Source organism: Komagataeibacter sp. NFXK3 (assembly GCF_054182245.1).
Genome location: NZ_JAPIVJ010000003.1, coordinates 154199 through 179614, shown reverse-complemented (window position 1 = coordinate 179614; position 25416 = coordinate 154199). Strand labels below are relative to the sequence as shown.

Below are 25416 nucleotides of genomic sequence, written 5' to 3'. Positions count from 1 at the left end.
GCGCGTTGCCTCCCTTTACGCCTGTGCGGCGCCCCTCAGCGCCCAAGATAGACCTCGATCACGCGCGGGTCGGCGCTGACCGCGTCCAGCGTGCCTTCGGCCAGCACGCTGCCTTCATGCAGCACCGTCACATCCACGCCCAGAGCGCGCACGAAATCCATGTCATGCTCCACCACCACCACGCTGCGGGTGCGGTTGATCTCGCGCAGCAGGTCGGCGGTGGCCATGGTCTCGGCATCGGTCATGCCCGCCACGGGCTCATCCACCAGCAGCAGGTCAGGCTCCTGGCCCATGAGCATGCCGATCTCGAGCCACTGTTTCTGCCCATGGCTCATGCCGCCAGCAGGCTGGTCGGCCATGGCCTCGAGCCGGGTCAGGTGCAGGAGGCGGTCGATCCGTTCGCGCTCGCCCGCGCTGCGGCGCGCCATGAGCACGGCAAAGGGCGCGCGCACGCCCTTGAGCGACAGCAGCAGGTTCTCGGTTACGCTCAGCGCCTCGAACACGGTGGGCTTCTGGAACTTGCGGCCAATGCCCAGCCGGGCAATGGCAGGTTCATCAAGCCGGGTCAGGTCGCGGCCCTGAAAGCACACGGTGCCGGTATCGGGGCGGGTCTTGCCGGTGATGATGTCCATCATCGTCGTCTTGCCCGCGCCATTGGGGCCGACGATGGCGCGCATCTCGCCCGGGCGCAGCGCAAGGCTGAGATTGTTGATGGCGCGAAAACCGTCAAACGTCACGCTCACATCGCGCATGTCGAGCAGCAGGTCATCGGTCATGCCTCGTCTCCCTGCGTGTCCGCCACTTCGGGGGTCACTTCCTCAGGTGGCGGTTTACGGACATGCCGCCACAGCCCCATGAGCCCGTTGGGCAGGAACAAAGTGGTGCAGATGAACAGCAGGCCCAGCCCATACAGCCAGAACTCCGGCAGCCACGCGGTGAACAGCGTCTTGCCCAGATTGACCAGTATGGCCCCCAGCACCGCCCCGCACAGCGTGCCACGACCGCCCACCGCCACCCAGATCACGGATTCAATCGAATTGGCGGGCGCGAACTCACCGGGGTTGATGATGCCAACCTGTGTGACATACAGCGCTCCGCCCAGGCCTGCGATCATGGCCGAGAACACCCACACCAGCAGCTTGGCCTGCTCGGGGCGGTAACCCAGGAAACGGGTGCGGCTTTCGGCATCGCGCACGGCCACCAGCAGGTTGCCAAAACGGCTGCCCACCACAAAACGCGCCGCCAGCAGGCTTGCGGCCAGCAGCACGCCGGTCACCACCAGCAGCACCGCGCGGGTCAGCGGCGCATGCAGGTCGGCGCCAAGGATGTCCTTGAAGTCGGTCAGGCCGTTATTGCCGCCAAAGCCCAGCCCGTTCTGGAAAAACGCCAGCATGAGCGCATAGGTCAGCGCCTGCGTGATAATGGACAGATACACCCCGGATACGCGCGAGCGGAAGGCAAGCCAGCCAAACACCCCGGCCAGCAGCCCCGGCACCGCCACCACCAGCACGGCGGCCCACGCAAAATGCTCCGAGCCCCACCAGTACCACGGCAGGCTTTTCCATGAGAGGAAGATCATGAAATCCGGCAGTTCGGCATTGCCATAAACGCCGCGCGCCCCGATCTCGCGCATGAGGTACATGCCCATGGCATACCCCCCCAGCGCAAAGAACGCGGCATGACCCAGCGTAAGAATGCCCGCAAAGCCCCATACCAGATCCACCGCCAGCGCCAGCATGGCATAGGACAGGTATTTACCCGCAAGCGACACCACGAAGGCGGAGGCATGCAGCGGATTGCCCTCGGGCAGCAGGCTGGCTGCGGCAAGCCCGCCTGCCGCCACCATAACGGCCACCGCCATCCAGATCACGCCACGCAGGGAACGCGGGGCATGGGTTGAGAACGGGTTCATGATTCAACTCCCCGCCCGCGCACGGGAAACATGCCGCGCGGATGGCGCTGGATATAGAGAATGACCAGCACGAGAATGGCGATCTTGGCCGAGACCGCGCCAATGGTCGGCTCCAGCACCTTGCCGCCCATGCCCAGCGCCAGCGCCGCCGCCAGCGTACCCCACAGGTTGCCAACCCCGCCAAACACCACCACCATGAAGCTGTCGATGATGTAGGACTGCCCGAAGTTGGGGCTGACATTATCAATCTGGCTGACCGCAACGCCCGCAAGCCCCGCAAGCCCTGCCCCCAGCCCGAAGGCCAGCGCATCGACCCGTGGGGTGCGGATGCCCATCAGCGCCGCCATGCGGCGGTTCTGGGTGACCGCGCGCATCTGCAACCCAAGCGGCGTGCGCCGCAGCACCAGCATCAGCCCGCCCAGCACCAGGCCAGCAAAGACAAGGATGGCCAGCCGGTTGAGCGTGATGTCCATGCCGCCCACCGCAACCGAGCCGGAAAGCCAGCCCGGCGTCTGCACCGCGATGTTGGTCGGCCCGAAAATGGAACGCACCGCCTGCTGCAAGATGAGCGAAAGCCCCCATGTGGCCAGAAGCGTTTCGAGCGGGCGGCCATACAGGAAGCGGATCAGCCCGCGCTCGATCAAGATGCCAAGCGCCCCGCACACCACGAACGCCACCGGAATGGCCACGAGAATGGCCACCGGCTCCAGCGCGGGCACACTCGCGCGGATGGCCTGCTGCACCATCCACGTCACATAGGCGCCAATCATCATCATCTCGCCATGGGCCATGTTGATCACGCCCATCACGCCAAAGGTAATGGCGAGCCCTGTGGCCGCAAGCAGCAGCACCGAGCCGTAACTCAGGCCATAAAAGGCATTCTGCGCAACGCCCCAGGCACGCAGGTGCCAGTCGATGCGGGATACGGCGGCCTGTGCCTCACGGCGCAGCGCTGGCGCTTCCGCATCCGACCCGGCAACACCGGCGAGGATGCCACGCGCCTGCGCGCCACCAACCGCGCCGAGCGCGCGCACCGCCTCAAGCCGGGAAGCAAGCGCATCGGGGGCGGGAGGCTGGCCAAGAATGGTCGCGGCCCGCACCTCGGCCAGCCGGGTGCGCACGGCGGCATCCTTTTCCACCGCAAGGGCATGCTCCACAACCGGCAGCATGGCCGGGTCGTGGCGGGCGTAAAGCGCGTCGGCGGCCCTGAGCCGCGTTGCGGGCTGGGGCGCGAGCAGGTCCCTGCCGGCCTGCACGCCCGCGAGTGCCGTGCGGATGCGGTTGTTCAGGCGGATCGGCTTCAGCCCCTCCGGCACGAACACCTGGGGCTGGCCCGTGCGGGCCTCCACGTAGTTTTCGCCGTGGCGGATATACACGCTGCCATCAGGAGCTGCGAACAGGCTCCGCTCGCCCAGCGCCTGCAACGTAGCCCCGGCCTGCGGGTCATCTGACGTGGCAAGGGTGGAAATGGCCGCCGTGACCACCCCGAATTGCGGGCTGGCCAGGTCGGCAAAGGCGTCTGCCCGCGCGCTGTGGCCCGGCAGCAGCATTGCCCCGAGCCACAGCGCCGCCAGCAGGCAGGTCGTGCGCGCCTTACGCATGCCTGTGCCCGAGGCACGCCTTGGTAACGGTGTTGTAATTGCCGCAGGCAATGGGCTTGCGCCAGTCGCCGATCAGGTCTTTCGTTTCCGGCACCCACGGCGACCAGGCCTGCCCGGGCACGAGTGCCGGGGTCTTCCACACCACCGAGAACTGCCCGTCATCCTGTATCTCGCCAATATAGACCGGCTTGGTCAGGTGGTGGTCGGGCAGCATCTCGGCCACGCCGCCGGTCAGGTTGGGCTGGCGGATGCCGATCATGGCGTCAATTACCTTGTCATGATCGGTGGTACCCGCTTTGGTCACCGCCTGCACCCACATGTTGAAGCCGATGTAATGCGCCTCCATCGGGTCGTTGGTGGTGCGCCTGGGGTTTTTGGTGAATTCGTGCCACTGCCTGATGAAGGCGGTATTGGCCGGGGTGTCGATGCTCTCGAAGTAGTTCCACGCGGCAAGCTGGCCCACCAGCGGGGCGGTGTCCATGCCGGCCAGTTCCTCTTCGCCCACGCTGAAGGCCATGACCGGGATGTCGGTGGCTGAAATGCCCTGATTGCCCAGCTCCTTGTAGAACGGCACGTTGGCATCGCCATTGATGGTCGAGACCACGGCGGTCTTCTTGCCCGCCGAGCCGAAAGCCTTGATCTGCGAGACGATGGTCTGCCAGTCCGACTGCCCGAACGGCGTGTAGTTGACCATGATGTCGGCTTCCGCGATGCCCTTGGCCTTGAGGTAATTGGCCAGGATCTGGTTGGTCGTGCGCGGATAGACGTAATCCGTGCCCACCAGCGCGAAACGCTTCGCCCCGCCGCCATCCTCGCTCAGCAGGTAGTCCACCGCCGGTATGGCCTGCTGGTTGGGGGCCGCACCCGTATAGAAGATGTTGCGGCTGCACTCCTGGCCTTCGTACTGCACGGGATAGAACAGGATGCCGTTGAGTTCCTCGAACACCGGCAGCACCGATTTGCGTGAAACGCTGGTCCAGCAGCCAAATACGGCCGATGCCTTGTCCACCGACAGGAGCTGGCGCGCCTTCTCGGCAAAGAGCGGCCAGTTCGAGGCGGGATCCACCACCACCGCTTCAAGCGGGCGGCCAAGCAGGCCGCCCTTGCGGTTCTGCTCGGCAATGAGCATCAGCATGACATCCTTGAGCGTGGTCTCGCTGATCGCCATCGTGCCGGACAGCGAATGCAGGATGCCAACCTTGATCGGTTCGCCCGTGGGCGCTGCCGCCCGCACCGGCGCCGTGCGCCACATGCCCCCCACAGCAGCCGCCGAGGAGGCAAGGGCAAGACGTCCGAACGCGCGACGGGAAAGGTGAGGCAGTGTGACAGGCATGATGAATGGTCCTTTTGCTGCTGCCTGCATTGTCGGCGTACACAAAAGCGCTTCCCATACGCATTCCTGCGTATGTCCATCACGGGCATTCCGTTACGATTATGCACGCTGCCACCCGTAACACCCGAAAGCCGTGATCTTGCCGCACCCGACCAGCCGCCTGCGCATCGTGCGTCCCCGCCGGGCCTACAGCCGCTGGGCCGCCGACCAGACATTCGAGGACTACGCCCTGCGCTTTACCGCGCGCAGCGCGCGCATGGCCACGCCCATGCGGGCGGCGCGCACGGCACTGGGCTCCATCTCGTTCCTCGCCCTCGAGGCCATGGGCGGCACGCTCACGCTGGCCTTCGGCTTTGCCAACACGGCCGCGGCCATAGCCCTTGTCACGGTGGTCATCTTCACCCTTACCCTGCCGCTATGCGCAACGGCGGCGCGCGCGGGGCTGGATATCGACCTGCTCACGCGCGGCACCGGCTTTGGCTATATCGGCTCGACCATCACCTCGCTGCTCTATGCCATTTTCACCTTCATCTTCTTCGGGCTCGAGGCGGCGATCCTGGCGGGCACGCTGCACGGGCTGCTGGGCATGGAGCTGTGGCTGGCGTACCTGCTGTGCGCGGCCATCATCATCCCGCTGGTGACGTGGGGCATCACGTTCATCGCCCGTTTCCAGATCGCGACACAGCCGGTCTGGCTGGCCCTCAATCTCATCCCCCTCGTGGTGCTGGCTGGCCTGCACCCCGAACTGCTGGGGCAATGGACCCATTTCAGCGCGCCCTACGGGCCGCCCGGGCGCATCGACCCCCTTGCCGTGGGCACCGGCGCCTCGCTCATGATCGTGCTGGTGTGCCAGAGTGCGGAACAGATCGATTTCCTGCGCTTCCTGCCCGAACCCACGCGTTGCAACCGGCGGCAATGGTGGGTGGCGCTGGTGCTGGGGGGGCCGGGATGGGTGGTGCTTGATGCCTTCAAGCTGCTGGCGGGGTCGTTTCTGGCATGGGTGGTGCTGCAGGCAGGCTTTTCACCGCTGCAGGCGGTCCAGCCCGGGGTGATGTACCGTTTTGCCTGGGGCAGTTTCACCCCCGCCCCGGTCGCGACCGTGCTGACGGTGGCGCTGGTGGCGCTGGCGCAGGTCAAGGTCAACATCACCAATGCCTATGCCGGGTCGCTGGCATGGTCGAACTTCTTCTCGCGCCTGACCCACACCCATCCGGGGCGGGTGTTCTATGTCATCTTCAATGTCATGATCGCCCTGCTGCTGATGGAAGCCGGGCTGGTCAGCACCATCCAGACCGGCATCACGCTGTATGGCGTTCTGGCCTGTGCATGGATTGGCGCGATACTGGGGGATGTGACGCTGTGCAAGCCGCTTGGCCTCAGCCCGCCCTTTGTCGAGTTCAAGCGCGCGCTGCTGCCGGACTTCAACATCGTGGGGCTGGGGGCATGGGGTATCGCCGCAGCCACGGGCGTTGGGGCCTTTGCAGGCTATCTGGGCCCAATGGCGGCGGCCTACGCGCCTTTCCTCACGCTGGGGGTAGCCTTTGCCGCGGCACCGGCGCTGGCGTGGCTGACCGGGGGGCGCACCTATCTGGCCCGCCCCCAGCCCGCAGGCTGGAACGCACGGCCCGCCATGACCTGCGTCATCTGTGAACATACCTTCGAGGCACGGGACATGGCGCCCTGCCCGGCCTATGGCGGCACGATCTGCTCACTGTGCTGCTCGCTGGACGGGCGCTGCCGCGACCGCTGCAAGCCGGTCTCGACCCGCATGGGCAGCCAGCTTGCCGCCCCGCTCCGCACCCTGCCACCCCGCCTGCGCCGGTGGCTCGTGGCGCCTGCGGGGCGCTTTACGCTCATGCTGGCGGGCATGACGCTGGGCATGGGGCTGCTGGCATGGGCAACGGGCCATGCGTGGAGTGGCATCATGGTGCCGGTCTTCCTGGCGGGCACGGTGGGCGCGTGGCTGCTGGTCATGGCGCAGGAGGGACGGCGCACCGCCACGCGCGAGACCCTGCACCAGACCCGCCAGCTCATGAACGAGATCCGCGCCCGCCGCCGCACCGACCATGCGCTGAAGCTGGCCCGCGAAAAGGCCGAGGCCGCAAGCCTGGCCAAGACCCGCTACATCAGCGGCATCAGCCACGAGATCCGCTCGCCGCTCAACGCCATCATGGGCTATATCCAGCTGTTGCAACACGATACGCGCCTGCCGCCCGAGCGCCACCAGGCGCTGGGCATCATGCGCGAAAGTGGCGAGCACATCACCAGCATCCTCTCCGGCCTGCTTGACATCTCGCGCATCGAGGCCGGGCGGATCGAACTGCATGCCGATACCATCGCCCTGCCCGCCTTTCTGGAATCCGTGGCCCAGATGATCCGCCCGCAGGCGCAGGCGCGCGGGCTGGAGCTGGCATGGCGGCCCGGCTACCTGCCCGCCGTCGTCACGTGTGATGAGCACCGCCTGCGCCAGATCCTGCTCAACCTGCTGTCAAACGCGGTCAAGTTCACCCGGCAGGGCACGGTCACATTCGGGGCGAGGTGGCAGGGGCAGATTGCGGAATTCATCATAGAAGACACCGGCCCCGGCATTGCTGCGGAAGATCATGCCCGCATTTTCGAGCCCTTTGAACGCGGCGGCGCCAGCGCGGGCGTGCCGGGCACCGGGCTGGGGCTGACCATTACCCGGCTGCTGACCGAAGTCCTGGGCGGCGAACTGACCTTTACCAGCACGCCGGGCAAGGGATCGCGCTTCAGGGTGCGGCTCATGCTATCTGACCGGCAGGTGGAGCTACCGCCCCGCCTGCCCGCCTTCCCCACCGGCTATGAAGGGCCACGCCGCACGGTGCTGGTGGTGGATGACAATGCCGAGCACCGCCTGATCATGCGCGAAATCCTTGAACGCTGCGGCTTTGCCTTTGAAGGGGCGGAAAGCGGGGCGGAATGCCTCGACCGCCTGCCGCTGGTACAGCCCGACCTGCTGCTGCTCGACCTGTCCATGCCGGGCATGGACGGGCGCGACCTTGCCCTGCGCATCCGCAACTCCCCCCATGCCCGCGTGCCGATCATGTTCCTGACCGGCAACCTGGTGGAAAGTGCCAACCGCCATGTCCCCTCGCTTGAGGACTGCCCCGTGCTGGGCAAGCCGGTGAACCTGTCGGTTCTGGTCACAAAAATGGGCCAGATGCTCGGCCTTGAATGGATCTTTCCCGCCACCGGGGCTGACAGTGCGCCACTTCCCCCGCCCGACACACCCGCCACCCTGCCCGAGGCGGAGCGCGTGGCTCTGCTTGCCCTGCTTGATGGCGGCAACCTGCGCCACCTGCGCACCCACCTGGCCACCCTGCGCGCGCAGCACCCGGCCCTGGGCGGCGCGATCGAACCGCTGCTGGCTCTTGCCGCGTCCTACCAGCTTGAAGCCCTGCGCCACCACCTGGAGCGACCCACGCCATGACCGTGCCCGATCCATCCCGCAAATCCGTTCTTGTCATTGATGATGACCCGGCCGTTCTGGGCCTGATGGACGAGAAACTGACCGATGGCGGCTATACGGTGCTGCTGGCGCAGTCCGGCATGGCAGCGCTTGCCGTGGTGGCGCGCACGGTGCCGGACCTGATCATGGTCGATGCCCTCATGCCCGGCATGAACGGGTGGGACGTGTGCGCGGCCCTGCATGACGACCCGCGTCTGAGCCTCGTGCCCATCATCTTCATGACCGGCCTGACCGAGACCGAGCACGTGATCCGCGCGTTTGAGGCCGGTGCCGCCGATTACGTGACCAAGCCCCTGCGGCTGGAGGAAGTCATGGCCCGCATTGGCGTACGCATGGAATCCGCCGCACGCATCCGCGCGGCCCATGGGGCGCTTGACCATGCGGGCCGCTTCCTGCTGGCCACCAGCCAGGCGGGCGACGTGCTGTGGGCCACGCCGCAGGCAGGACTTGTGCTGGGCGAGCTTTCAGGCCCCGGCGATGCGGGCGCGGCCCTGCCCCTACCCACGCCCCTGCCCGCGCCCGGCAGCGTGCTCATGCGCCATAATGTGGGTGAAAACGAGCTTGTGCTGACCCTTGTGGGCATGAGCGGACCCGATGAACTGCTGCTGCGCATCAGCCGGCAGCCACTTTTCCCCCAGCGCATATTGCAAGACAGGCTGGGCCTGAGCGCGCGCGAGGCGGAAGTGCTGCTGTGGATCTCGCGTGGGAAGACCAGCCGCGACATTGCCGATATCCTGAAGGTCAGCCCGCGCACGATCGACAAGCATATCGAGCAGATCTACAACAAGACCGGACTGAGCACGCGGGCGGCTGCGGCGGCTACCGCATCGCGCCTGCTGCAGGAGCGCTAGGCGCGAAAGGTGCCGCCCTTTTTCAAAAAGGCGGTGTTTCCTGAAGCTTTTATATTTTAGGGCACGGCCCTTGCCGCATCATCCGAAAGGCGGTCCTGCTGCATGTCGGGCGTGCCGATTTCAGGGCACATTTTGCGCTGTTCATGGCCACGTATCACGGCCAGTTTCTGGCGTACCTGGTCAAGGCTGCGCTCGGTGGCATCCTCCCGGATCGAGTGGCCCGCTGGCGTAAGCGTCGCCCCTTTCATGATGCCAAAGCCCGGCACGGGATCGAATTTGACAAAAAAGCCCTTCTCCGCCGGGGCTTTGTCCTGCGCTTCGGCCTGGGCTTCGCTGTGGCTGAGGGCCGCCAGCCGGTCCGACAGGCGCACATCCTCGGCCAGCAGGTGGCGACAATCCATTTTTTCAGGCGCGGGGGCGGCCTGTGCCAGGCCCGCGCCCATGATCCCTGCCAGCAGGGCAAGGCCATATGCGGCGTTTCGCTTGAGGGTCAGCATTCCGATCTCTCCTGGCGGTGGGTCAGCCCTGCCGCCTGATTAAATGACATGAACAGGCCAGCCGTTTTCAGTACTGGAACTGCATGCCCAGCAAAAAAGCCCCCACCGCGCGCGTGCCCATGGCCTTGTAGCGCACGTAATCGAACGTAAAGCGCAGGTTGTGGCCATCCATGACATAATTGCCGCCCACATCGAACTGGGTGGTCTTTGGGTGGCCGGGACCGTACATGTCCTTCTTGAAGCGGAACTGCTGGTAACGCACCAGCGGCTGGATGCGCCCCCAGCCCAGCCGGTAGGGAATGAGATACGCCGTGCTGGCCAGGAAGGCCGTGCCATCGTTCACGCCACCCACATTGCCATAATCGGCCGAGCGCTGCCCGTAGCCTGCCGCAATGTCCTTCACGCCGCCGGTATAATACTGGTAATACGCGCCCTCGAGCGTATAGACGCCGTATTTCGCACCCTCGCCAATGCGTTTTTCAAACAGGCCATCAACATTCCACGCCTTGTAGTCGCCCTTGTCCTGCGCGGTGCCCACGCCATCGGTTTCGTACTGGCCTGCAAGGCCAATGGCCAGGATGTCAGCCTTGCCGTAATACGTACTGGCCGTATAGTAGGCAGGCGACGGCTCGGGATCGAGGAAGTTGTATTCCATGCGCGCGGCAAAGAGCGGATGCTCGCCATAATTGGAGCCGCCGCGCACCCAGTTATGCCCGCGATAGACACCCGCCACGTAGCGGAAGCGATCCTTGAGCAGCCTGCCCCACACCGAGATGCCATCATCACGGCCCGACCACGCACCCGGATACTGCGATACTATTGGAAAGGCATAGGTGCTGAGGAAGTATGGCCCGTCAAGGTTCGAGCGGTCACTTGGCGTGAGCATGCGCCCGCCCCAGACATTGAACGCCTTCCACCGCTCGACCTGCAGGACACCGTCAAGCACGTTCCAGTTGCCATCACGCAGGCGCTCGAGGTTGAGCGTTGACTTGACGTATTTGTGGAACTGCGCGCCCATGTAGATACGCAGGTCACTGGCACTTGCCGCATCCTTGTTGCCGGGCATGGTGGTGTCGTGGCTCAGATACTGCGCCCGCACGCCCAGGCCCAGCGTAAAGAACTGGTCCTTGCCAAAATTGACCGTGGTGGCCGCGCGGGCATGGGGCATGCTGGCACCAAGCGCCACGCAGGCCGACAGGATACTGCCGCAACGCAGCAGCTTCTTCTTCCGGCTCATCCTGAACCGGGACACAAGCGCAATCATGAACATCCCCTTGTGGCTGCGGTCACCGACCGGCGACAGGGAAACATTACGCAATTGCACCATCAGGACGGGATGCGTGAAATTACTTATAATGGCCGTTTATGAGCTTATTCATGCCACCAACGCGGGGCAGCGCATGCCATCGTGCAATGATCGCTGGCACGCAGATACCAAAAAAGCCGCCTTTTTGAAAAAAGGCGGCCCGCAGGAATATTCATTATTTCAAAGAAATGTTTTTACAGGCCGCCCTGTTCAATGATGAAACGGGCAATATCCTCCACCCCCTCGCCTGCGCGGACATTGGCAAACACAAAGGGCCGCTGCCCGCGCATGCGCCTGCTGTCGCGGTCCATCACCCCAAGGTCAGCGCCGACATGGGGGGCGAGGTCGATCTTGTTGATGACCAGCAGGTCGCTGCGCGTAATGCCGGGACCGCCCTTGCGGGGGATCTTGTCCCCTGCCGAGACATCAATGACATAGATGGTCAGGTCAGCCAGTTCGGGGCTGAACGTGGCGGCAAGGTTGTCGCCGCCACTTTCCACCAGCACGAGGTCCAGCCCGGCAAAGCGCTCCGTCAGTTCCTCAATGCCTGCCAGGTTGATGCTGGCATCCTCGCGTATGGCCGTGTGCGGGCAGCCACCGGTCTCGATGCCCATGATGCGCTCGGGCGGGAGCGAGCCCGCGCGGGTCAGGAACTCCGCATCCTCGCGCGTGTAGATATCGTTGGTGATGGCGGCAATATTGTAATCATTGCGAAAGCGGCGGCACAGCGCATCCATCAATGCTGTCTTGCCCGTGCCCACCGGGCCGCCAATGCCCACACGCAGCGGGCCGTGCTTTGCCTTTGTCATGTTCTGAACAACCTCGTTTCCTGGGTTTCGTGATGCATGGCGGCGAGGTCGGCGGCAAAACAGGCTCCGCCCACATCGTCCAGCGTCTGGTGCCTGGCCTGCGCTGCGGCCTGTGCCAGTACGGTTTCAAGCCGGGCCAGCGCGTGCAGCCCGTCCGTCTGGCCCAGCGGCACCAGCCGCACGGCAGCCGACACCAGGGCCGCCACCGCCGCATACCCGCCCGACAGCACGGCCTGCCCCACGGCCACGCCGCCACGGCGAAACACCAGCCCCTGCACCACCGGCAGCGGCCAGCGCGTGCCTGCCAGCATGGCCTTGGGCGGCACGACATGCCACACCGCCGCCGCCCGCAAAAAGGCCTCGCCCTGATACACCGTCTCCTCATACCGCTCGCGCGAGGCGGCGGAGGCGCAGGCAAAACGGGCAATCTCGCGCAGGCGGGCATCATCCTCACCCGCCTGCCATGCCGCATGCACAATGATCAGGTCATTGCCAAGACTGCCATGGCGCAGCAACGCGCCAACCCACGCGCACAGGGTTTCCACATCACGCACGTCACCGCGCTCGACCGCCCATTCCAGCCCGTGGCTGTAGGCATACCCCCCCGTGGGGAAAGCGGGCGACACCCATGAGAGCAGCCGCAGGAAATCCTGCCCGGCCAGGCCAGCGGGTTCAGTCATGCGCGTGGTGGTGGCCGCCATGCTCATGCGTGTGGGCATGGTCGTGATGGTGGTCATGGCCGTGTGCTGTGCTGCGCCCTGCATAGGCCCCGCTTTCGGGGTCAAAGGCTGCCCTGACGTGGCGCACATGCCCGCCAAGGCCCGTAATCATGTCGGCAATCACATGGTCATGCCGCACGAGGATGCGCTCGGCCCCAATAGCGGCGGGCAGATGCCGGTTGCCCAGGTGCCACGCCAGCCGCAGCAGGTGCAGCGGGTCATGGGCGGTGACCTCCATCAGGTCTTCCGGCAGGGCTTCGACGCGAACGATGCGGCCATCATCAAGCACCAGCCCATCGCCATCAGCCAGCAGGCGGGCGTGCTCAAGTTCAAGCAGCACGCGCGCACCCGAGCGCAGGGTGAGCATCATGCGCCTGCGGTGGCGGCCTTCATAATCGGCGGCGAACACATCCGCGGCCTCGGCCACGGGCCAGCTTCCCGCTGGCAGGATTTTGGTGACACGGGTCATCAGAACAGGAAATACCTCTGGGCCATGGGCAGGATGTCGGCGGGCTCGCATGTCAGCAGCACGCCATCGGCCCGCACTTCATAGGTTTCGGGATCGACCTCGATATGCGGCATGGCATCGTTATGGATCATGCTGCGCTTGCCAATGCCGCCGCGCGTGTCCGACACGGCGGAAAGGCCCTTCTGCAGCCCCAGCCTGCGCCCGATATCATCCTCCAGCGCCGCCTTTGACACGAAGGTCAGGCTGGTATGGGTCCGCGCCCCGCCGTAGCCGCCAAACATCATGCGGCCATGCACCGGCTGCGGCGTGGGGATGGAGGCATTGGGGTCGCCCATCATGGCATAGGCAATCGCACCCCCCTTGATGACCAGATCGGGCTTGACGCCAAAGAACGCAGGCTCCCACAACACAAGATCGGCCAGCTTGCCCACCGCGATCGACCCCACCTCATGCGACAGGCCGTGGGCGATGGCGGGGTTGATGGTATATTTGGCGATATAGCGTTTGACGCGGTTGTTGTCGGCCACGCCATCACCGGGCAGCGGGCCGCGCTGCTGCTTCATCTTGTGGGCGGTCTGCCATGTGCGCAGCGGCACCTCGCCCACCCGGCCCATGGCCTGGCTGTCGGATGACATCATGGACAGCACGCCCATGTCATGGAAGATATCCTCCGCCGCGATGGTCTCGCGCCTGATGCGGCTCTCGGCAAAGGCTATGTCCTCGGGCACCCTGGGGTCGAGGTGATGGCAGACCATGAGCATGTCCAGGTGCTCATCAAGCGTGTTGCGCGTATAGGGCCGCGTGGGGTTGGTGGAGGATGGCAGCACGTTGGGCAGCCCGGCCACCCGGATGATGTCGGGCGCATGCCCGCCGCCCGCGCCCTCGGTATGGAAGGCGTGGATGGTGCGGCCTTCAAAGGCTGCGATCGTGTCCTCCACGAAGCCGCTCTCGTTGAGCGTGTCGGTATGGATCATGACCTGCACGTCCATCCGGTCGGCAACACCGAGGCAGCAGTCGATGGCGGCGGGGGTCGAGCCCCAGTCCTCATGCAGTTTCAGGCAGCTTGCGCCCGCGCGCACCATTTCCTCCAGCGCCTCGGGGCGCGAGGCATTGCCCTTGCCCGCAAATGCGAGGTTGACCGGAAAGGCATCCGCCGCCTGCAGCATCCGCGCTAGATGCCATGGCCCCGGCGTGCAGGTGGTGGCCGCCGTGCCCGTGGCAGGCCCCGTGCCGCCGCCGAGCATGGTGGTGATGCCCGAGGCCAGCGCCTCCTCGATCTGCTGGGGGCAGATGAAATGGATGTGGCTGTCAATGCCGCCCGCGGTCAGGATCCTGCCCTCGCCCGCGATGATTTCCGTGCCCGGCCCGATGATGATGTCCACCCCGGGCTGGATATCGGGGTTGCCCGCCTTGCCGATGGCGGCGATGCGCCCGTCACGCAACGCCACATCCGCCTTGACGATGCCCCAGTGGTCGATGATCAGCGCATTGGTGATGACGGTATCCGCCGCCCCCTCCGCCCGCGTGGCCTGTGACTGGGCCATGCCATCGCGGATGGTCTTGCCGCCGCCAAAGCGCACTTCCTCGCCATAGATGGTGAAATCCTTTTCCACCGCCACCAAAAGGTTCGTATCGGCCAGCCGCACGCGGTCGCCGGTGGTGGGGCCGAACTGGCCTGCGTAATCATGCCGGGTCAGCCGCGTCATTGGTCCACACTCCCCATCACATCGCCCCTGAAGCCGATCACGCGGCGCAGGCCCCGCAGCGGCACCAGTGTGACGTCACGCTCCTGCCCCGGCTCGAAGCGCACCGCCCCGCCCGATGGCACGTCAAGCCGCCAGCCCAGCGCCTGCGCGCGCTCAAAGCACAGGGCCGGATTGACCTCGGCAAAATGATAATGGCTGCCGACCTGCACGGGGCGGTCGCCGGTATTGGTCACGCGCAGGGTGCGCCGGGGCTGGCCTTCATTGAGGGTAATCTCGCCCCCATCGGTCAGGATCTCGCCGGGTATGGCGCCTTCGGGCAGGGGGTCAGCGTATCGGGTCATGGACTGTCACCAGTTTCGTGCCATCGGGGAAGGTCGCCTCGACCTGAACATCATGGATCATCTCGGCCACGCCGGGCATGACCTGCGCGCGGGTCAGCACATGGCCGCCACTGGCCATGAGCTCGGCAACACTCAGCCCGTCGCGCGCGCCTTCCACCACATGGTCGGTAATCAGGGCCACGGCCTCGGGGTAGTTCAGCCGCACGCCACGCTCCAGCCTGCGGCGGGCCACGATGGCCGCCATGGCGATGAGCAGCTTGTCCTTTTCCCTTGGTGTCAGCTTCATGTCGTGCTCCGCCTCCTTGCCTGCCTGTGCTGTATCATGACCGCCATGTGGAGGGCATGGGCCGCCCCGCCCGCAATGCAGGCAGGATATGACGCAGCGCCCCCTCAAGCGCCCAGCCCCCCTTGCCCACGCCACGCACCACCAGCATGCCGTTCCACGCGGATGCGGCAAAGCCCGCGCATTGGGGCGCTGCCAGCCGTTCGCGCACCGGGGCCAGCAGGTCCATCGCCTGCGGGCTGGCCAGCACCAGTGTGGCCACCGCGCCCTGCCCCGCAGCCACGGCGGGCTGGGCCAGCAGGGCCGTGACAGTGGTGTTTTCCAGCCGCAGCATGTCTTCGAGCAGCAGTTCGCCCGCGCGCCTTATGGTCAGCCGGTCGCGCACATGCAGGCTAGAAAGCTGCTCGCCCGCGCCAAGGCGGCCGAATATCCGGCTCTCGAGAAAGAGGAAGGTGGCGGACTGCGCCATATCCACCACCATGTGGCGGCGCAGGCGGCTGCCATCAAAAAAGATCGTGCCATGCGGCAGCCATTCCAGCCGCGCCCCGGCATCGATATGGCAGGAAACCGCCATATCCGCCGGACTGTCTTCGGGGCGGGCGCGGTAGATCCGCTCGGCCGCCTGCGATGTGACCAGCAGCTCCGTGCCGGGACCACAGGACAGCCGCCCGTTGATACGGTCACCCGCCGCGATGCCGCCCGATATATTGACCGTGGCGGCTTCCAGCCCGTTGCCCTGCACGCGCGGAAACAGCAGGCGGCAGCAGCCTGCCTGCACCAGATCGGCCATGCGGGTGCGGGCGCCATCAGCCCTGACTTCCAGCCCGAACTGCCCCCTTGCGCGCTGGAGTGGGATTATGCCCGCGTTCATTTCCGTCCTGACAGCATTGGGGCCATCGTAGCAGCCGGGTGCGATACGTCCATTGCGTAGAATTACGTAATCCGCGCCACACGGCCACGAGCATGCTTTTTTTCAACAAGGCCGCGTTTTTTGAAGGCTTTTTTTAAGTCTTCACCAGAAACTTTTCCATGCACGCGGTCAATCGGGCTGCGCGGCCTGAACCAGTTGGCCAAAGCGCATCATGTCCACATTCCCGCCCGATACAATCACGCCAATGCGCCTGCCCTGCCACCGGGGCGCTGCGGCAAGGGCGGCTGCCACGCCAAGGCATCCGGTGGGCTCGACAACAATCTTCATCCGCTCGGCGACAAGGCGCATCGTGGCGACCAGGGCCGCGTCATCCACCGTGACAATTTCGCGCAGATAACGGCGCATGATGGCAAAGGTCAGTGGCGAGATGGCGGTTGTCTGCGCACCATCGGCAAGGGTATGGGGCACCGGAATCCGTACGATATGCCCAGCAGCCAGTGACTGGCGCGCATCATCGCCCGCTGCCGGTTCCACGCCGATCACGGCGCAGTCCGGTGCGACCGTACTGGCCACGAGCGCGCAGCCCGAGGCCAGCCCGCCGCCACCAACGGGTACGAACAGCGCATCAAGCGGGCCGGTTTCCTCAAACAGTTCGAGTGCTGCCGTGCCCTGGCCGGCGATGATGTCGGGATGGTCGAAGGGGGGCAGAACGGTGGCCCCGCGCTCGTTGGCAATGGCAGTGGCTATTGCCTGGCGGTCCTGCGTGTAGCGGTCATAGAGAACCACTTCCGCGCCATAACCCTGCGTTGCGGCCCGTTTCATGGCCGGGGCATCTTCAGGCATGACGATGATGGCGGGTATGCCCGCATCACGCGCCGCACTGGCCACGGCCTGCGCATGATTGCCCGATGAAAACGCCACCACACCGCGCTGCCTTGCGGCCTGCGGCAGGGCTGCGATGGCGTTTGCCGCGCCCCGGAACTTGAAAGCCCCCACGCGCTGGAAATTCTCGGCCTTGAAAAACAGCGTCGCGCCGCTTGTGCTATCGAGATACCGCGATGTCAGGACCGGCGTGCGATGCGCCTGCCCTTTGATCCGTGCTGCCGCCGCGACCACATCTGCAAATACCGGTAGTGACTGCATCGCTCCCTCTCCCCCAACATGGCTAGGCCATCAGCATGGCCCGGTTCTGTCGCGGCAGCCAGAAGCAATGTCAGGACGGCCGCCCCCATCGCATGACGGAAGCGACCGGCGCCTGATGGCTCAGGGCGTATGGACGAGCTTACGGTTCAGGAATTCCTCGATGCCGAATTCCGAAAGTTCACGGCCATAGCCAGAGTTCTTGATGCCGCCAAACGGCAGGTCGGCCGCCGAGCCGGTCGCGCTGTTGATGAATACCATGCCCGTATCGATCCGGGCGGCAACGCGGCGGCCACGTTCCACATCGCTGGTCTGGATGGAGCCGCCAAGGCCATATGGCGAATCATTGGCCAGTGCTACGGCTTCATCCTCACTATCCACGGAATGGATGATGGCGACGGGACCAAAGATTTCCTGGTAGAAGATGGGGTTGTCCTTGGTCAGGTTGGTCAGGATCGCGGCCTTCATGAAGAAGCCCTCGCGCTCGATGCGCTTGCCACCCACAACAAGGTTTGCCCCGTGCGCCACGGCCTTTTCCACCTGGGCTACGGCATGTTCCATCGCCACCTGGCTGCTCATCGGGCCATGGGTCACGCCCTGCTCGAGCGGGTCGCCGTATTTGAAATCATTGATCGCCACCTTGAGGCGCGAGGTGAATTCCTCAACGAGTGACTTGTGCACGATCATGCGCTTGGCTGCCGTGCAGACCTGGCCGTTATTGGACATGCGTGCCTGCACCGCAAGCGGCACGACCGTGTCGAGATCGGCATCATCAAGCACGATGAACGCATCGGAACCACCAAGTTCCATCGTGCTTTTCTTGAGCGCGCGGCCTGCCTGGCCAGCCACGGCGCTGCCGGCGCGCTCGCTGCCGGTCAGGGCGACGCCGCGGATTTCGGGGCGCCCGATCAGTTTTTCCGACTGGTCATTGGTAATGAACAGGTTGGTATAGGCCCCTGCAGGCGCACCAGCCTCACGGAACAGCTCTTCAAACGCCACGGCGCATTGCGGCACGCCCGGCGCGTGCTTGACCATGACCACATTGCCCGCCATCAGGTTGGGGGCTGCCACGCGGGCGAGCTGGTAATAGGGGAAGTTCCACGGCTCCACGCAGTAGATGATGCCCAGCGGCTCGCTGGTTACACAGGCATGACCCTGCGACACCGGCAGTTCGCGCGGGGCGAGGAAGGTCTCGGCCTTCTCGGCGTAATAGGCCAGAATATCGGCCGAAAGCGAGATCTCGGCAATGGCTTCGGGCAGGATCTTGCCCATTTCGATGGAAATCAGGCGCGCATGCTTTTCCTTGTCGCGGCGCAGGATCTCGGCCGCCTTGAGCATGATGTCACGACGCTGGGCGATGGTGCGGCGGCGCCAGTCACCCTCCCAGAACTGATGGGCGGTTTCGAGCCGGGCCAGCATTTCCTTGTCATTATGCAGGTCAAAGACCTTTTCCGTCTTGCCGGTGGCGGGATTAATGGTGCGATAGGGACTCATGTCATCATATCCTTACAGGGTGCGGGCATGGATGGCGTTATAGCCGGGCAAGGGTTGGTGTTGTGTGAACGCACCAACGGATTGCCACTCTTTGGTTGCAGATTGCGCCATGCCCTGCGTGTTGATGCAATGCTCCCTGTATCGTGACTATATTCCGCCGTAGCGTGTCAATGTCCGCGCCTGACAGGGCAGCCCTGCGCTCATACGCCTGTAAACGGGCTGGAATGGCTGGTTTCAGGGGGCTGGGCGGGCGCTTGCAGGGCGCATGGTGCGAGGTGGCATCACAAGAGTTTGAAGATGAGGGCAGGATCAGCTTGTTTCCTTCGCCTTACACGGTGACACACTGCACACGGTCCATTACGGAACTGCTACTAGTTTTCAGTAAGGCATCACGGATTGGTGGCTTTGGCGGGGACGTGGAATGTCCGATATTGGACAGTGAGATCAGAGAAATTACTATTCACGATTGTATCGATCTCGGTACAAAAACGGCGATGAAAAAATTATATTACGATATTTATTCGTCCTGAATCATCAGTTAAAATAATCAGATATGATTTTTAGGTTGGACTCGAAGGTTCTGATGGCTCTCTCACAGATACAGATTATCCGTTCGCTTGGAGATGCTTTAGGTTGGCTTGAAAAGGAAATCCAATGGGGAGTCAATCCTGCTGAATTACGGCATTTGACCGGACGAATTGGTGAATTGTATGTCGCCATGAAAACGCGTGGCCAGATGGCACCTGAAGTCAATCAGAAGGGCTACGATGTCGTTTCAGCCGAAGGAGAGCAGATATCTGTAAAAACAGTAACGTCTACCCAGCATATTAGATTTAACAGAAACACTTTCGATGTTGTTCATCGTGTCGTTATTCTGCGATTGAATTTTGATGATGATGACATATCAATTGAGGAGGTCACTGATATGTCTGCATCTGATTTCCTGCCCTTATGCCGTGAAGCGGAAGGCGTCTACATCTACTCCCCGCGTCAACAGAAGGCATTCGTACCCATAGATGACCAGAAGATCGTCAGGGAAGCTTCCTACGGTCCTTACAGAGTTATCGAATACGAAAGCGGTACAATCCAAGTGGAAAAGGACGGCGTTCCTGAAAGGGTTACAAAGCCTGCCTTGCGCGAACTAGCTGCATCATTGGGTGTCAGTTTTCTCAACAATACAGGCAATAAACGAAATACCCATCAGCTTGGATCTGAAGTGATTTCTGCTATCACAGCCTTGGAGAAACCATAAAATTAGAGGAATCATCGATATTGATAGCTAACCAAAACCGAATGGGTGGCTGAGAAAAAGACGGTCGGGCATCTATCGTTGCGCGTGACGACAGATGCCAATGCTTGCAGACTGAGCGTCGATCGGCAATCAAAGTCTCAACCTGATGAGCGGATAGTCCAGGTACGACTGCGGATGACCTGATTGTGTTCCTGCATCAATAACCATTCCGGGCGGTTTATCGCGCACCCAATATTATCCCGAATGCATTCGCGTACACAGTTCACGAGATCATCCGATCGACTGAACTAATGAGATGCCGACATAGAGACTGTTGTTTGAAATAATCTAGAAATTTCAAATCATATGAGTAATAAATATTTATTGTTCACAATAATATCTTCATGCAACGATTATTTTTAAAGAGAGTCTGTCCAGTATGAGGCGTAAACAGACCTTAATGTCACTCCTATCAGCAATTAAAAATCAGATGCCCGTTACAATCCGCTTTCATTTTAGCAGAGCCTTGCCTTCCCATATAGCCTTGGGAAGCGGCAATCCCAGATAAGAAATGACGATTTCGCATCAGTTCGTCCTACCCACCCGGCAACCGGGTGGGTTAAACAAAACTGATCAGGGCGCAGGATTGCAATGCACCTGATGGATCGCGTTGATCTTGGCCTCGAGTTCCGGCGTAATGACCAGATCAACCGAACCGAGAATGGTCCTGAGCTGTTCGATACTCGTGGCGCCAATGATGTTCGAGGTCACGAACGGTCGCGACGTGACAAAGGCAATGGCCATCTGCACCGGGTCGATCCCTTCCGCTTTTGCCAGCGCGATATAGGCGCTGACCGCTTCTTCCACGCCCGGCTTCTCGTAGCGCTGGGCGCGGTTGAAGAGCGTGGTGCGCGCACCTGCCGGTCGCGCGCCGTTCAGGTATTTGCCGGTCAGGTAGCCCTGCGCCAGGGGCGAATAGGCCAGCAGGCCCACCTTCTCGCGCAGGGCGATCTCGGCCAGGCCGATCTCAAAGGTGCGGTTGATAAGGTTATAGGCATTCTGGATCGACACCACGCGCGGCGCGCCGTGGCGGGATTCGGCCAGATATTGCGAAACACCCCATGCCGTCTCGTTAGAGAGGCCGACATGGCGGATCTTGCCTTCGCGCACCAGGTCGCCCAGCACGCCCAGCGTCTCGGCAATGGGCACCTCGTCAGCCTCGGGCAGGGCGGTGAATGTAGTGCCCCCTGCCCCGAACAGCCCCAGCTTGCGGTCCGGCCAGTGCAACTGGTACAGGTCGATGTAATCCGTGCCAAGCCGGCGCAGCGAGCCATCAAGCGCGTAACGGATCTGCCTGGGCGTCAGCCGGGTTTCCTCCCCGCCGGGGCGGAACCATGGCGATGTGCCCCGACCCACCACCTTGCTGGCAATGACCAGCCGGTCACGGCCGCCACGCGCCCTGAGCCAGGTGCCGATGATGGTTTCGGTAGCACCCTGGGTCTCGGCACGGGGCGGGATGGAATAAAGCTCGGCGGTATCGATGAAGTTGATGCCGTGATCAAGTGCGAGATCAAGCTGGGCGTGGCCTTCGGCTTCCGTATTCTGCTGGCCGAAGGTCATGGTGCCAAGACAGATCTCACTGACCATGATGCCAGTGCGACCGAGTTCACGTTGCTGCATGTAAAAAACCTGCCTGGTTGGTGGGGCGCGGCACGGGCCGTCTGTCAGGGCAAGTGTTGCAAAAGACAGACGGTAGCGCAATCACGCAGGGCCAGGCAGGGATCAGGCAGGCGCTTCAGTCAAACGTGCCGCCACGGGGGCGGATGATGGGCAAGATATTGCCGGTAACAGAGTAATAGACGCGCTCGGAAATATTGGTGGCGTGGTCGCCAATGCGTTCAAGGTTCTTGGCAATGAACAGCAGGTGGGTGCACGGGCCGATATTGCGCGGGTCTTCCATCATGTAGGTTACGAGTTCGCGGAAGAGCGACACATAGAGTTCATCCACCGCCGTATCGGACTGCCAGACAATGCGCGCGAGTTCGGGGTCGCGCTGGTCCATCGCATCAATGGTGCGGCGCAGGTTTTCCTGCACCAGCCGGCCCATGCTGTGCAGCCCCGTGAGTGATATGGGGCATGACAGCAGTTCGTTGCGCATGGCCCGGCGCGCGATGGAGGCCGCACAATCCCCGATCCGCTCAAGGTCGCCCGACATTTTCAGCGCCGCCACCACCTCGCGCAGGTCGCCCGCCATGGGCGCGCGCAGAGCCAGCAGGCGAATGACCAGCGCCTCGGTCTGGCGTTCGAGTTCATCGACATGCGGGTCCATTTCTGGCGCGTCCAGGGCTGCGACCTCATCATGCTCGACCACCGCCGTAATGGCCTGCGCCACCTGGCGCTCGACCATGCCGCCCATCTTGTTGATGAGCGAACGAAGCTGTTCAAGTTCCTGTTCGTAACTTTGAACAGTGTGCATTGATTCCTGTGGCATCATCACGTCTTTCGTCATCAACCGAAGCGGCCGGTAATGTAATCCTGGGTGCGTTTTTCATGCGGTGCGGTGAACATCTTGTCCGCCGTGTCCACTTCAACCAGTTCGCCCATATAGAAAAAGGCCACGCGATCCGCGCAGCGGGCCGCCTGCTGGAGGTTGTGGGTGACGATGGCAATCGAGAATTCCTGCTTGAGCTCATCAAGCAGTTCCTCGATCCGGGCAGTCGAGATCGGGTCGAGCGCGCTGGTCGGTTCATCCAGCAGGATGATCTCGGGCCGGGTGGCAATGGTGCGCGCAATGCACAGGCGCTGCTGCTGCCCGCCCGACAGGGCGGCGGCGGAGGCATTGAGCCGGTCCTTGACCTCGCCCCACAGGGCCACGCGGCGCAGCACGTTCTCCACGCGCTGGTCCATGTCAGCGCGTGAGAGGCGCTCATGCAGCCGCACGCCAAAGGCGATGTTGTCATAGATCGACATGGGGAACGGCGTGGGCTTCTGGAACACCATGCCAATGCGCGAGCGCAGCACGTTCACGTCGATGCCGGGTGAGAGGATGTTGCGACCATCGAACAGCACCTCGCCCATGGCGCGCTGGCCGGGGTAGAGGTCATACATGCGGTTGAGGATGCGCAGCAGCGTTGACTTGCCACACCCCGAAGGCCCGATCATGCCGGTCACCTGCCGGGTGGGGAAATCAAGCGAGATGCCGCGCAGCGCATGGTTTTCGCCGTACCAGAAATCAAGGTTGCGGATGGCGATGGCCGGGACCGACGACTGTGCCGGGGCGGGCCTGTTATCCATGGTGAGGGTATTCATGATGATGCGGTTCCATTACGCGAGAGCCACCAGCGGGCGAAGATGTTGGTTGCCAGCACCGCAACCGTAATCAGCAGCGCGCCGGTCCAGGCCATCTGCACCCAGTCATCATAGGCCGAACCGGCATATTGATAGATGGTGACAGGCAGGCTCGCCATCGGCGCGTTGAGGTTGGTGGACCAGTTCAGGTTGCCAAGCGAGGTGAAGAGCAGCGGCGCCGTCTCGCCCGAGATGCGGGCCAGCGCCAGCAGGATGCCGGTCATGATGCCGCCGCGCGCCGCGCGCAGGCAGATGCTCACGATCACCCGCCACCCCGGCGCGCCCAGCGCATAGGCCGCCTCGCGCATGGCGCGGGGCACGAGGTGCAGCATGTCTTCGGTCGTGCGCACCACGATGGGAATGAACAGAATGGCCAGCGCCAGCGTGCCCGCAATGCCCGAGAAATGCCCCGCGGGCTCCACCACCACCAGGTAGACGAACAGCCCGACAAGGATGGAAGGCACGGACAGCATCATGTCCGACACAAAGCGCACGAACGAGACAATCTTGCCGTCATGGCTGAATTCCGACAGGTAGATGCCGGTCAGCATGCCAATGGGCGTACCGAGCAGGGCGGCGAGCAGGGTCTGCTCGCAACTGCCGATAATGGCGTTGGCAAGCCCGCCCCCGCTGCCGGGGGCTGCCGTGCTGTGCACGAAGGTTGCAAGCGACAGCCCCGCCGCGCCGCGCGTGACCAGCGTCCATAAGATCGAGAACAGCAGGAACAGGACAACCACGGTGGCGATGGCGCACAGCACGTTGACCAGCCGCTCGACAATCCTGCGCCGCACGGCCTGCGCGCCACCGCGCTGCCACCCGTCGGTGGCCACGGCCTGTACTTTCTGGGCTGACATGTAAGGCTACTTCCCTAGTTCTTTATGCCGCGCTGGAGGAACATGCGCGAGCAGGCCAAGGTAATGAATGAAATGACCATCAGGATCGCGCCCAGCGCCAGCAGCGCGGAGAGCTTGAGGCTGCCAGCCGAACTTTCGGGGAACTCAAGCGCAATCAGCGAGGCGATGGTGTTGCCCGGCGCGAACAGCGACCAGCCCAGCCGGTTGCTGTTGCCAATGACAAAGGTCACGGCCATCGTCTCGCCCAAAGCGCGGCCCGTACCCAGCATGATGCCGCCCATCACCGCCTGCCGCGACCACGGCAGCACCACCTTGCGCATCACCTCCCACCGGGTCGCCCCCAGGCCAAAGGCGCTTTCCTTCAGCACGGTGGGGATGGAGACGAACACATCGGCCATGACCGAGCAGATGAAGGGCGTGACCATGATGGCCAGGATGAGGCCGCCGGTCAGCAGCCCCGTGCCATAGGGCGCGCCACGGAACAGCAGCCCGATGCCCGGCACATGGCCCAGATAGTGCGTGGCCACCGGCTCGACATAATGCGCCATGAACGGCACCACGATGAAGAACCCCCACATGCCGAAGATGATGGACGGCACGGCGGCGAGAAGCTGCACGGCCGTCTCGATCACGCGGGCGAGTGCCGGGGGCGCCATTTCAACCAGCCAGAACGCCACGCCAAAGGCGAAGGGCACGGCAAACACAAGGGCTACGACCGTTGTGACCAGCGTGCCGAAAATGGATGTCGCCGCGCCAAAATTGTGCGTAATGGGGTTCCATGCCTTGCTGGTGACGAACCCCGGCCCGAAGGTGGCAAAAGCCTGCCACCCGCCACTGACCAGCACGATGATGATGCCCGCCATGACCAGCAGGATGGACCACCCGGCCAGCCGGGCCAGCACGCCGAAGGCGATATCGCCCGCATTGCCCCCTGCGTTGCGCCCGGAGGCGGCCGCGCCAGGGCCTGTGGTGGTGGATGGCACTTCCATCATGTAGTTCCTGATATGCATGACATGAATGCAGCACTAAGCGGATTAACTGACTCGTGACAATAATAACGTGTGGCATTTTTCATGAAGTTTTTATGACACCTGCCATTACATGCATGTATGCCTGATATCTACTTGCGGCACGTCATATAAAGTTCACATATTTCGGGTT

24 protein-coding genes are annotated in these 25416 nt (G+C 63.3%); 4 read left to right on the top strand and 20 right to left on the bottom strand.

From position 1 onward, the window contains the following. Positions 1-35 precede the first annotated feature (35 nt). Genes urtD through urtA form a run of 4 tightly spaced genes read right to left on the bottom strand, consistent with a single transcriptional unit; the run spans position 36 to position 4846 of the window. Positions 36-776: an urea ABC transporter ATP-binding protein UrtD gene (urtD, locus tag OQZ28_RS04995; protein WP_458135350.1), complete on the bottom strand. Its 741-nt coding sequence runs from the start codon at positions 774-776 to the stop codon at positions 36-38. Continuing rightward, a complete protein-coding gene (gene urtC, locus OQZ28_RS04990; protein ID WP_458135349.1) occupies positions 773-1912 on the bottom strand; it encodes an urea ABC transporter permease subunit UrtC in 1140 nt (379 codons plus the stop codon). Before urtC ends, urtD begins: the two co-directional genes overlap by 4 nt. Further along, positions 1909-3513, bottom strand: coding sequence for an urea ABC transporter permease subunit UrtB (gene urtB, locus OQZ28_RS04985; RefSeq protein WP_458135348.1), 1605 nt, complete (start codon positions 3511-3513; stop codon positions 1909-1911). The genes urtC and urtB overlap by 4 nt, the downstream gene beginning before the upstream one ends. After that, complete coding sequence (gene urtA / locus OQZ28_RS04980) at positions 3506-4846, bottom strand: urea ABC transporter substrate-binding protein (protein ID WP_458135347.1); 1341 nt, start codon at positions 4844-4846, stop codon at positions 3506-3508. The genes urtB and urtA overlap by 8 nt, the downstream gene beginning before the upstream one ends. Positions 4847-4985: 139 nt before the next feature. Between urtA and OQZ28_RS04975 the strand changes: the two genes are divergently transcribed. Then, entirely contained in the window at positions 4986-8297 is a 3312-nt protein-coding gene (locus tag OQZ28_RS04975) for a hybrid sensor histidine kinase/response regulator (protein WP_458135346.1), read from the top strand. Then, on the top strand, positions 8294-9187 hold the full coding sequence (locus OQZ28_RS04970) for a response regulator (RefSeq protein ID WP_458135345.1): 894 nt from the start codon (positions 8294-8296) through the stop codon (positions 9185-9187). Before OQZ28_RS04975 ends, OQZ28_RS04970 begins: the two co-directional genes overlap by 4 nt. A gap of 56 nt (positions 9188-9243) precedes the next feature. Here OQZ28_RS04970 and OQZ28_RS04965 read toward each other — a convergent pair whose 3' ends face one another. Next, positions 9244-9684 carry a hypothetical protein gene (locus OQZ28_RS04965; RefSeq protein WP_458135344.1) on the bottom strand — a complete coding sequence of 147 codons (441 nt, stop codon included), beginning with the start codon at positions 9682-9684 and terminating at the stop codon, positions 9244-9246. Between the two features lie 67 nt (positions 9685-9751). Further along, positions 9752-10702, bottom strand: coding sequence for a porin (locus OQZ28_RS04960; protein ID WP_207303492.1), 951 nt, complete (start codon positions 10700-10702; stop codon positions 9752-9754). Between the two features lie 244 nt (positions 10703-10946). On the opposite strand from OQZ28_RS04960, the gene OQZ28_RS04955 reads away from it, so the two are divergent. Next, the gene (locus OQZ28_RS04955; protein ID WP_458135343.1) at positions 10947-11207 is read left to right on the top strand and encodes a hypothetical protein; all 261 of its coding nucleotides are present in this window, start codon (positions 10947-10949) and stop codon (positions 11205-11207) included. Here OQZ28_RS04955 and ureG read toward each other — a convergent pair. From ureG to OQZ28_RS04910, 9 genes are all read right to left on the bottom strand, one after another. Beyond that, positions 11185-11799: an urease accessory protein UreG gene (gene ureG, locus OQZ28_RS04950; RefSeq protein ID WP_458135342.1), complete on the bottom strand. Its 615-nt coding sequence runs from the start codon at positions 11797-11799 to the stop codon at positions 11185-11187. The genes OQZ28_RS04955 and ureG overlap by 23 nt on opposite strands. Then, positions 11796-12461, bottom strand: coding sequence for an urease accessory protein UreF (locus OQZ28_RS04945; protein WP_458135428.1), 666 nt, complete (start codon positions 12459-12461; stop codon positions 11796-11798). The genes ureG and OQZ28_RS04945 overlap by 4 nt, the downstream gene beginning before the upstream one ends. Positions 12462-12471: 10 nt before the next feature. Further along, complete coding sequence (locus tag OQZ28_RS04940; RefSeq protein ID WP_458135341.1) at positions 12472-12987, bottom strand: urease accessory protein UreE; 516 nt, start codon at positions 12985-12987, stop codon at positions 12472-12474. Further along, a complete protein-coding gene (gene ureC / locus OQZ28_RS04935; RefSeq protein WP_458135340.1) occupies positions 12987-14693 on the bottom strand; it encodes an urease subunit alpha in 1707 nt (568 codons plus the stop codon). The genes OQZ28_RS04940 and ureC overlap by 1 nt, the downstream gene beginning before the upstream one ends. Beyond that, on the bottom strand, positions 14690-15034 hold the full coding sequence (locus tag OQZ28_RS04930; protein ID WP_130732487.1) for an urease subunit beta: 345 nt from the start codon (positions 15032-15034) through the stop codon (positions 14690-14692). The genes ureC and OQZ28_RS04930 overlap by 4 nt, the downstream gene beginning before the upstream one ends. Then, on the bottom strand, positions 15018-15320 hold the full coding sequence (locus tag OQZ28_RS04925; RefSeq protein WP_078527481.1) for an urease subunit gamma: 303 nt from the start codon (positions 15318-15320) through the stop codon (positions 15018-15020). Before OQZ28_RS04925 ends, OQZ28_RS04930 begins: the two co-directional genes overlap by 17 nt. A gap of 34 nt (positions 15321-15354) precedes the next feature. Beyond that, on the bottom strand, positions 15355-16188 hold the full coding sequence (locus OQZ28_RS04920; protein ID WP_458135339.1) for an urease accessory protein UreD: 834 nt from the start codon (positions 16186-16188) through the stop codon (positions 15355-15357). Between the two features lie 168 nt (positions 16189-16356). Beyond that, on the bottom strand, positions 16357-17331 hold the full coding sequence (locus OQZ28_RS04915) for a threo-3-hydroxy-L-aspartate ammonia-lyase (RefSeq protein WP_458135338.1): 975 nt from the start codon (positions 17329-17331) through the stop codon (positions 16357-16359). 120 nt (positions 17332-17451) lie between these two features. Next, positions 17452-18822, bottom strand: a complete 1371-nt coding sequence (locus OQZ28_RS04910) for an NAD-dependent succinate-semialdehyde dehydrogenase (RefSeq protein ID WP_458135337.1) — start codon at positions 18820-18822, stop codon at positions 17452-17454. A gap of 583 nt (positions 18823-19405) precedes the next feature. On the opposite strand from OQZ28_RS04910, the gene OQZ28_RS04905 reads away from it, so the two are divergent. Then, on the top strand, positions 19406-20074 hold the full coding sequence (locus OQZ28_RS04905; protein ID WP_458135336.1) for a DUF6998 domain-containing protein: 669 nt from the start codon (positions 19406-19408) through the stop codon (positions 20072-20074). A gap of 612 nt (positions 20075-20686) precedes the next feature. On the opposite strand, the gene OQZ28_RS04900 is transcribed toward OQZ28_RS04905, so the two are convergent. The 5 genes from OQZ28_RS04900 to pstC all read right to left on the bottom strand — a co-directional run bounded on the left by OQZ28_RS04900 (position 20687) and on the right by pstC (position 25247). Then, the gene (locus OQZ28_RS04900) at positions 20687-21733 is read right to left on the bottom strand and encodes an aldo/keto reductase (RefSeq protein ID WP_458135335.1); all 1047 of its coding nucleotides are present in this window, start codon (positions 21731-21733) and stop codon (positions 20687-20689) included. A 115-nt stretch (positions 21734-21848) separates the two neighbouring features. Further along, a complete protein-coding gene (gene phoU, locus OQZ28_RS04895) occupies positions 21849-22544 on the bottom strand; it encodes a phosphate signaling complex protein PhoU (protein ID WP_205836730.1) in 696 nt (231 codons plus the stop codon). 17 nt (positions 22545-22561) lie between these two features. Next, on the bottom strand, positions 22562-23362 hold the full coding sequence (gene pstB / locus OQZ28_RS04890; protein ID WP_242621910.1) for a phosphate ABC transporter ATP-binding protein PstB: 801 nt from the start codon (positions 23360-23362) through the stop codon (positions 22562-22564). Beyond that, positions 23359-24255, bottom strand: a complete 897-nt coding sequence (gene pstA, locus OQZ28_RS04885; protein ID WP_130732492.1) for a phosphate ABC transporter permease PstA — start codon at positions 24253-24255, stop codon at positions 23359-23361. The genes pstB and pstA overlap by 4 nt, the downstream gene beginning before the upstream one ends. A 14-nt stretch (positions 24256-24269) precedes the next feature. Further along, positions 24270-25247: a phosphate ABC transporter permease subunit PstC gene (gene pstC / locus OQZ28_RS04880; RefSeq protein ID WP_458135334.1), complete on the bottom strand. Its 978-nt coding sequence runs from the start codon at positions 25245-25247 to the stop codon at positions 24270-24272. Positions 25248-25416 lie beyond the last annotated feature (169 nt).

Coding starts and splice junctions, on each gene's coding strand:
- urtD (WP_458135350.1), bottom strand. CDS start 776: ATGACCGATGACCTGCTGCTCGACATGCGCGATGTGAGCGTGACGTTT.
- urtC (WP_458135349.1), bottom strand. CDS start 1,912: ATGAACCCGTTCTCAACCCATGCCCCGCGTTCCCTGCGTGGCGTGATC.
- urtB (WP_458135348.1), bottom strand. CDS start 3,513: ATGCGTAAGGCGCGCACGACCTGCCTGCTGGCGGCGCTGTGGCTCGGG.
- urtA (WP_458135347.1), bottom strand. CDS start 4,846: ATGCCTGTCACACTGCCTCACCTTTCCCGTCGCGCGTTCGGACGTCTT.
- OQZ28_RS04970 (WP_458135345.1), top strand. CDS start 8,294: ATGACCGTGCCCGATCCATCCCGCAAATCCGTTCTTGTCATTGATGAT.
- OQZ28_RS04965 (WP_458135344.1), bottom strand. CDS start 9,684: ATGCTGACCCTCAAGCGAAACGCCGCATATGGCCTTGCCCTGCTGGCA.
- OQZ28_RS04960 (WP_207303492.1), bottom strand. CDS start 10,702: ATGGGCGCGCAGTTCCACAAATACGTCAAGTCAACGCTCAACCTCGAG.
- OQZ28_RS04955 (WP_458135343.1), top strand. CDS start 10,947: ATGAACATCCCCTTGTGGCTGCGGTCACCGACCGGCGACAGGGAAACA.
- ureG (WP_458135342.1), bottom strand. CDS start 11,799: ATGACAAAGGCAAAGCACGGCCCGCTGCGTGTGGGCATTGGCGGCCCG.
- OQZ28_RS04940 (WP_458135341.1), bottom strand. CDS start 12,987: ATGACCCGTGTCACCAAAATCCTGCCAGCGGGAAGCTGGCCCGTGGCC.
- ureC (WP_458135340.1), bottom strand. CDS start 14,693: ATGACGCGGCTGACCCGGCATGATTACGCAGGCCAGTTCGGCCCCACC.
- OQZ28_RS04930 (WP_130732487.1), bottom strand. CDS start 15,034: ATGACCCGATACGCTGACCCCCTGCCCGAAGGCGCCATACCCGGCGAG.
- OQZ28_RS04925 (WP_078527481.1), bottom strand. CDS start 15,320: ATGAAGCTGACACCAAGGGAAAAGGACAAGCTGCTCATCGCCATGGCG.
- OQZ28_RS04920 (WP_458135339.1), bottom strand. CDS start 16,188: ATGAACGCGGGCATAATCCCACTCCAGCGCGCAAGGGGGCAGTTCGGG.
- OQZ28_RS04915 (WP_458135338.1), bottom strand. CDS start 17,331: ATGCAGTCACTACCGGTATTTGCAGATGTGGTCGCGGCGGCAGCACGG.
- OQZ28_RS04910 (WP_458135337.1), bottom strand. CDS start 18,822: ATGAGTCCCTATCGCACCATTAATCCCGCCACCGGCAAGACGGAAAAG.
- OQZ28_RS04905 (WP_458135336.1), top strand. CDS start 19,406: ATGGCTCTCTCACAGATACAGATTATCCGTTCGCTTGGAGATGCTTTA.
- OQZ28_RS04900 (WP_458135335.1), bottom strand. CDS start 21,733: ATGCAGCAACGTGAACTCGGTCGCACTGGCATCATGGTCAGTGAGATC.
- phoU (WP_205836730.1), bottom strand. CDS start 22,544: ATGCCACAGGAATCAATGCACACTGTTCAAAGTTACGAACAGGAACTT.
- pstB (WP_242621910.1), bottom strand. CDS start 23,362: ATGAATACCCTCACCATGGATAACAGGCCCGCCCCGGCACAGTCGTCG.
- pstA (WP_130732492.1), bottom strand. CDS start 24,255: ATGTCAGCCCAGAAAGTACAGGCCGTGGCCACCGACGGGTGGCAGCGC.
- pstC (WP_458135334.1), bottom strand. CDS start 25,247: ATGATGGAAGTGCCATCCACCACCACAGGCCCTGGCGCGGCCGCCTCC.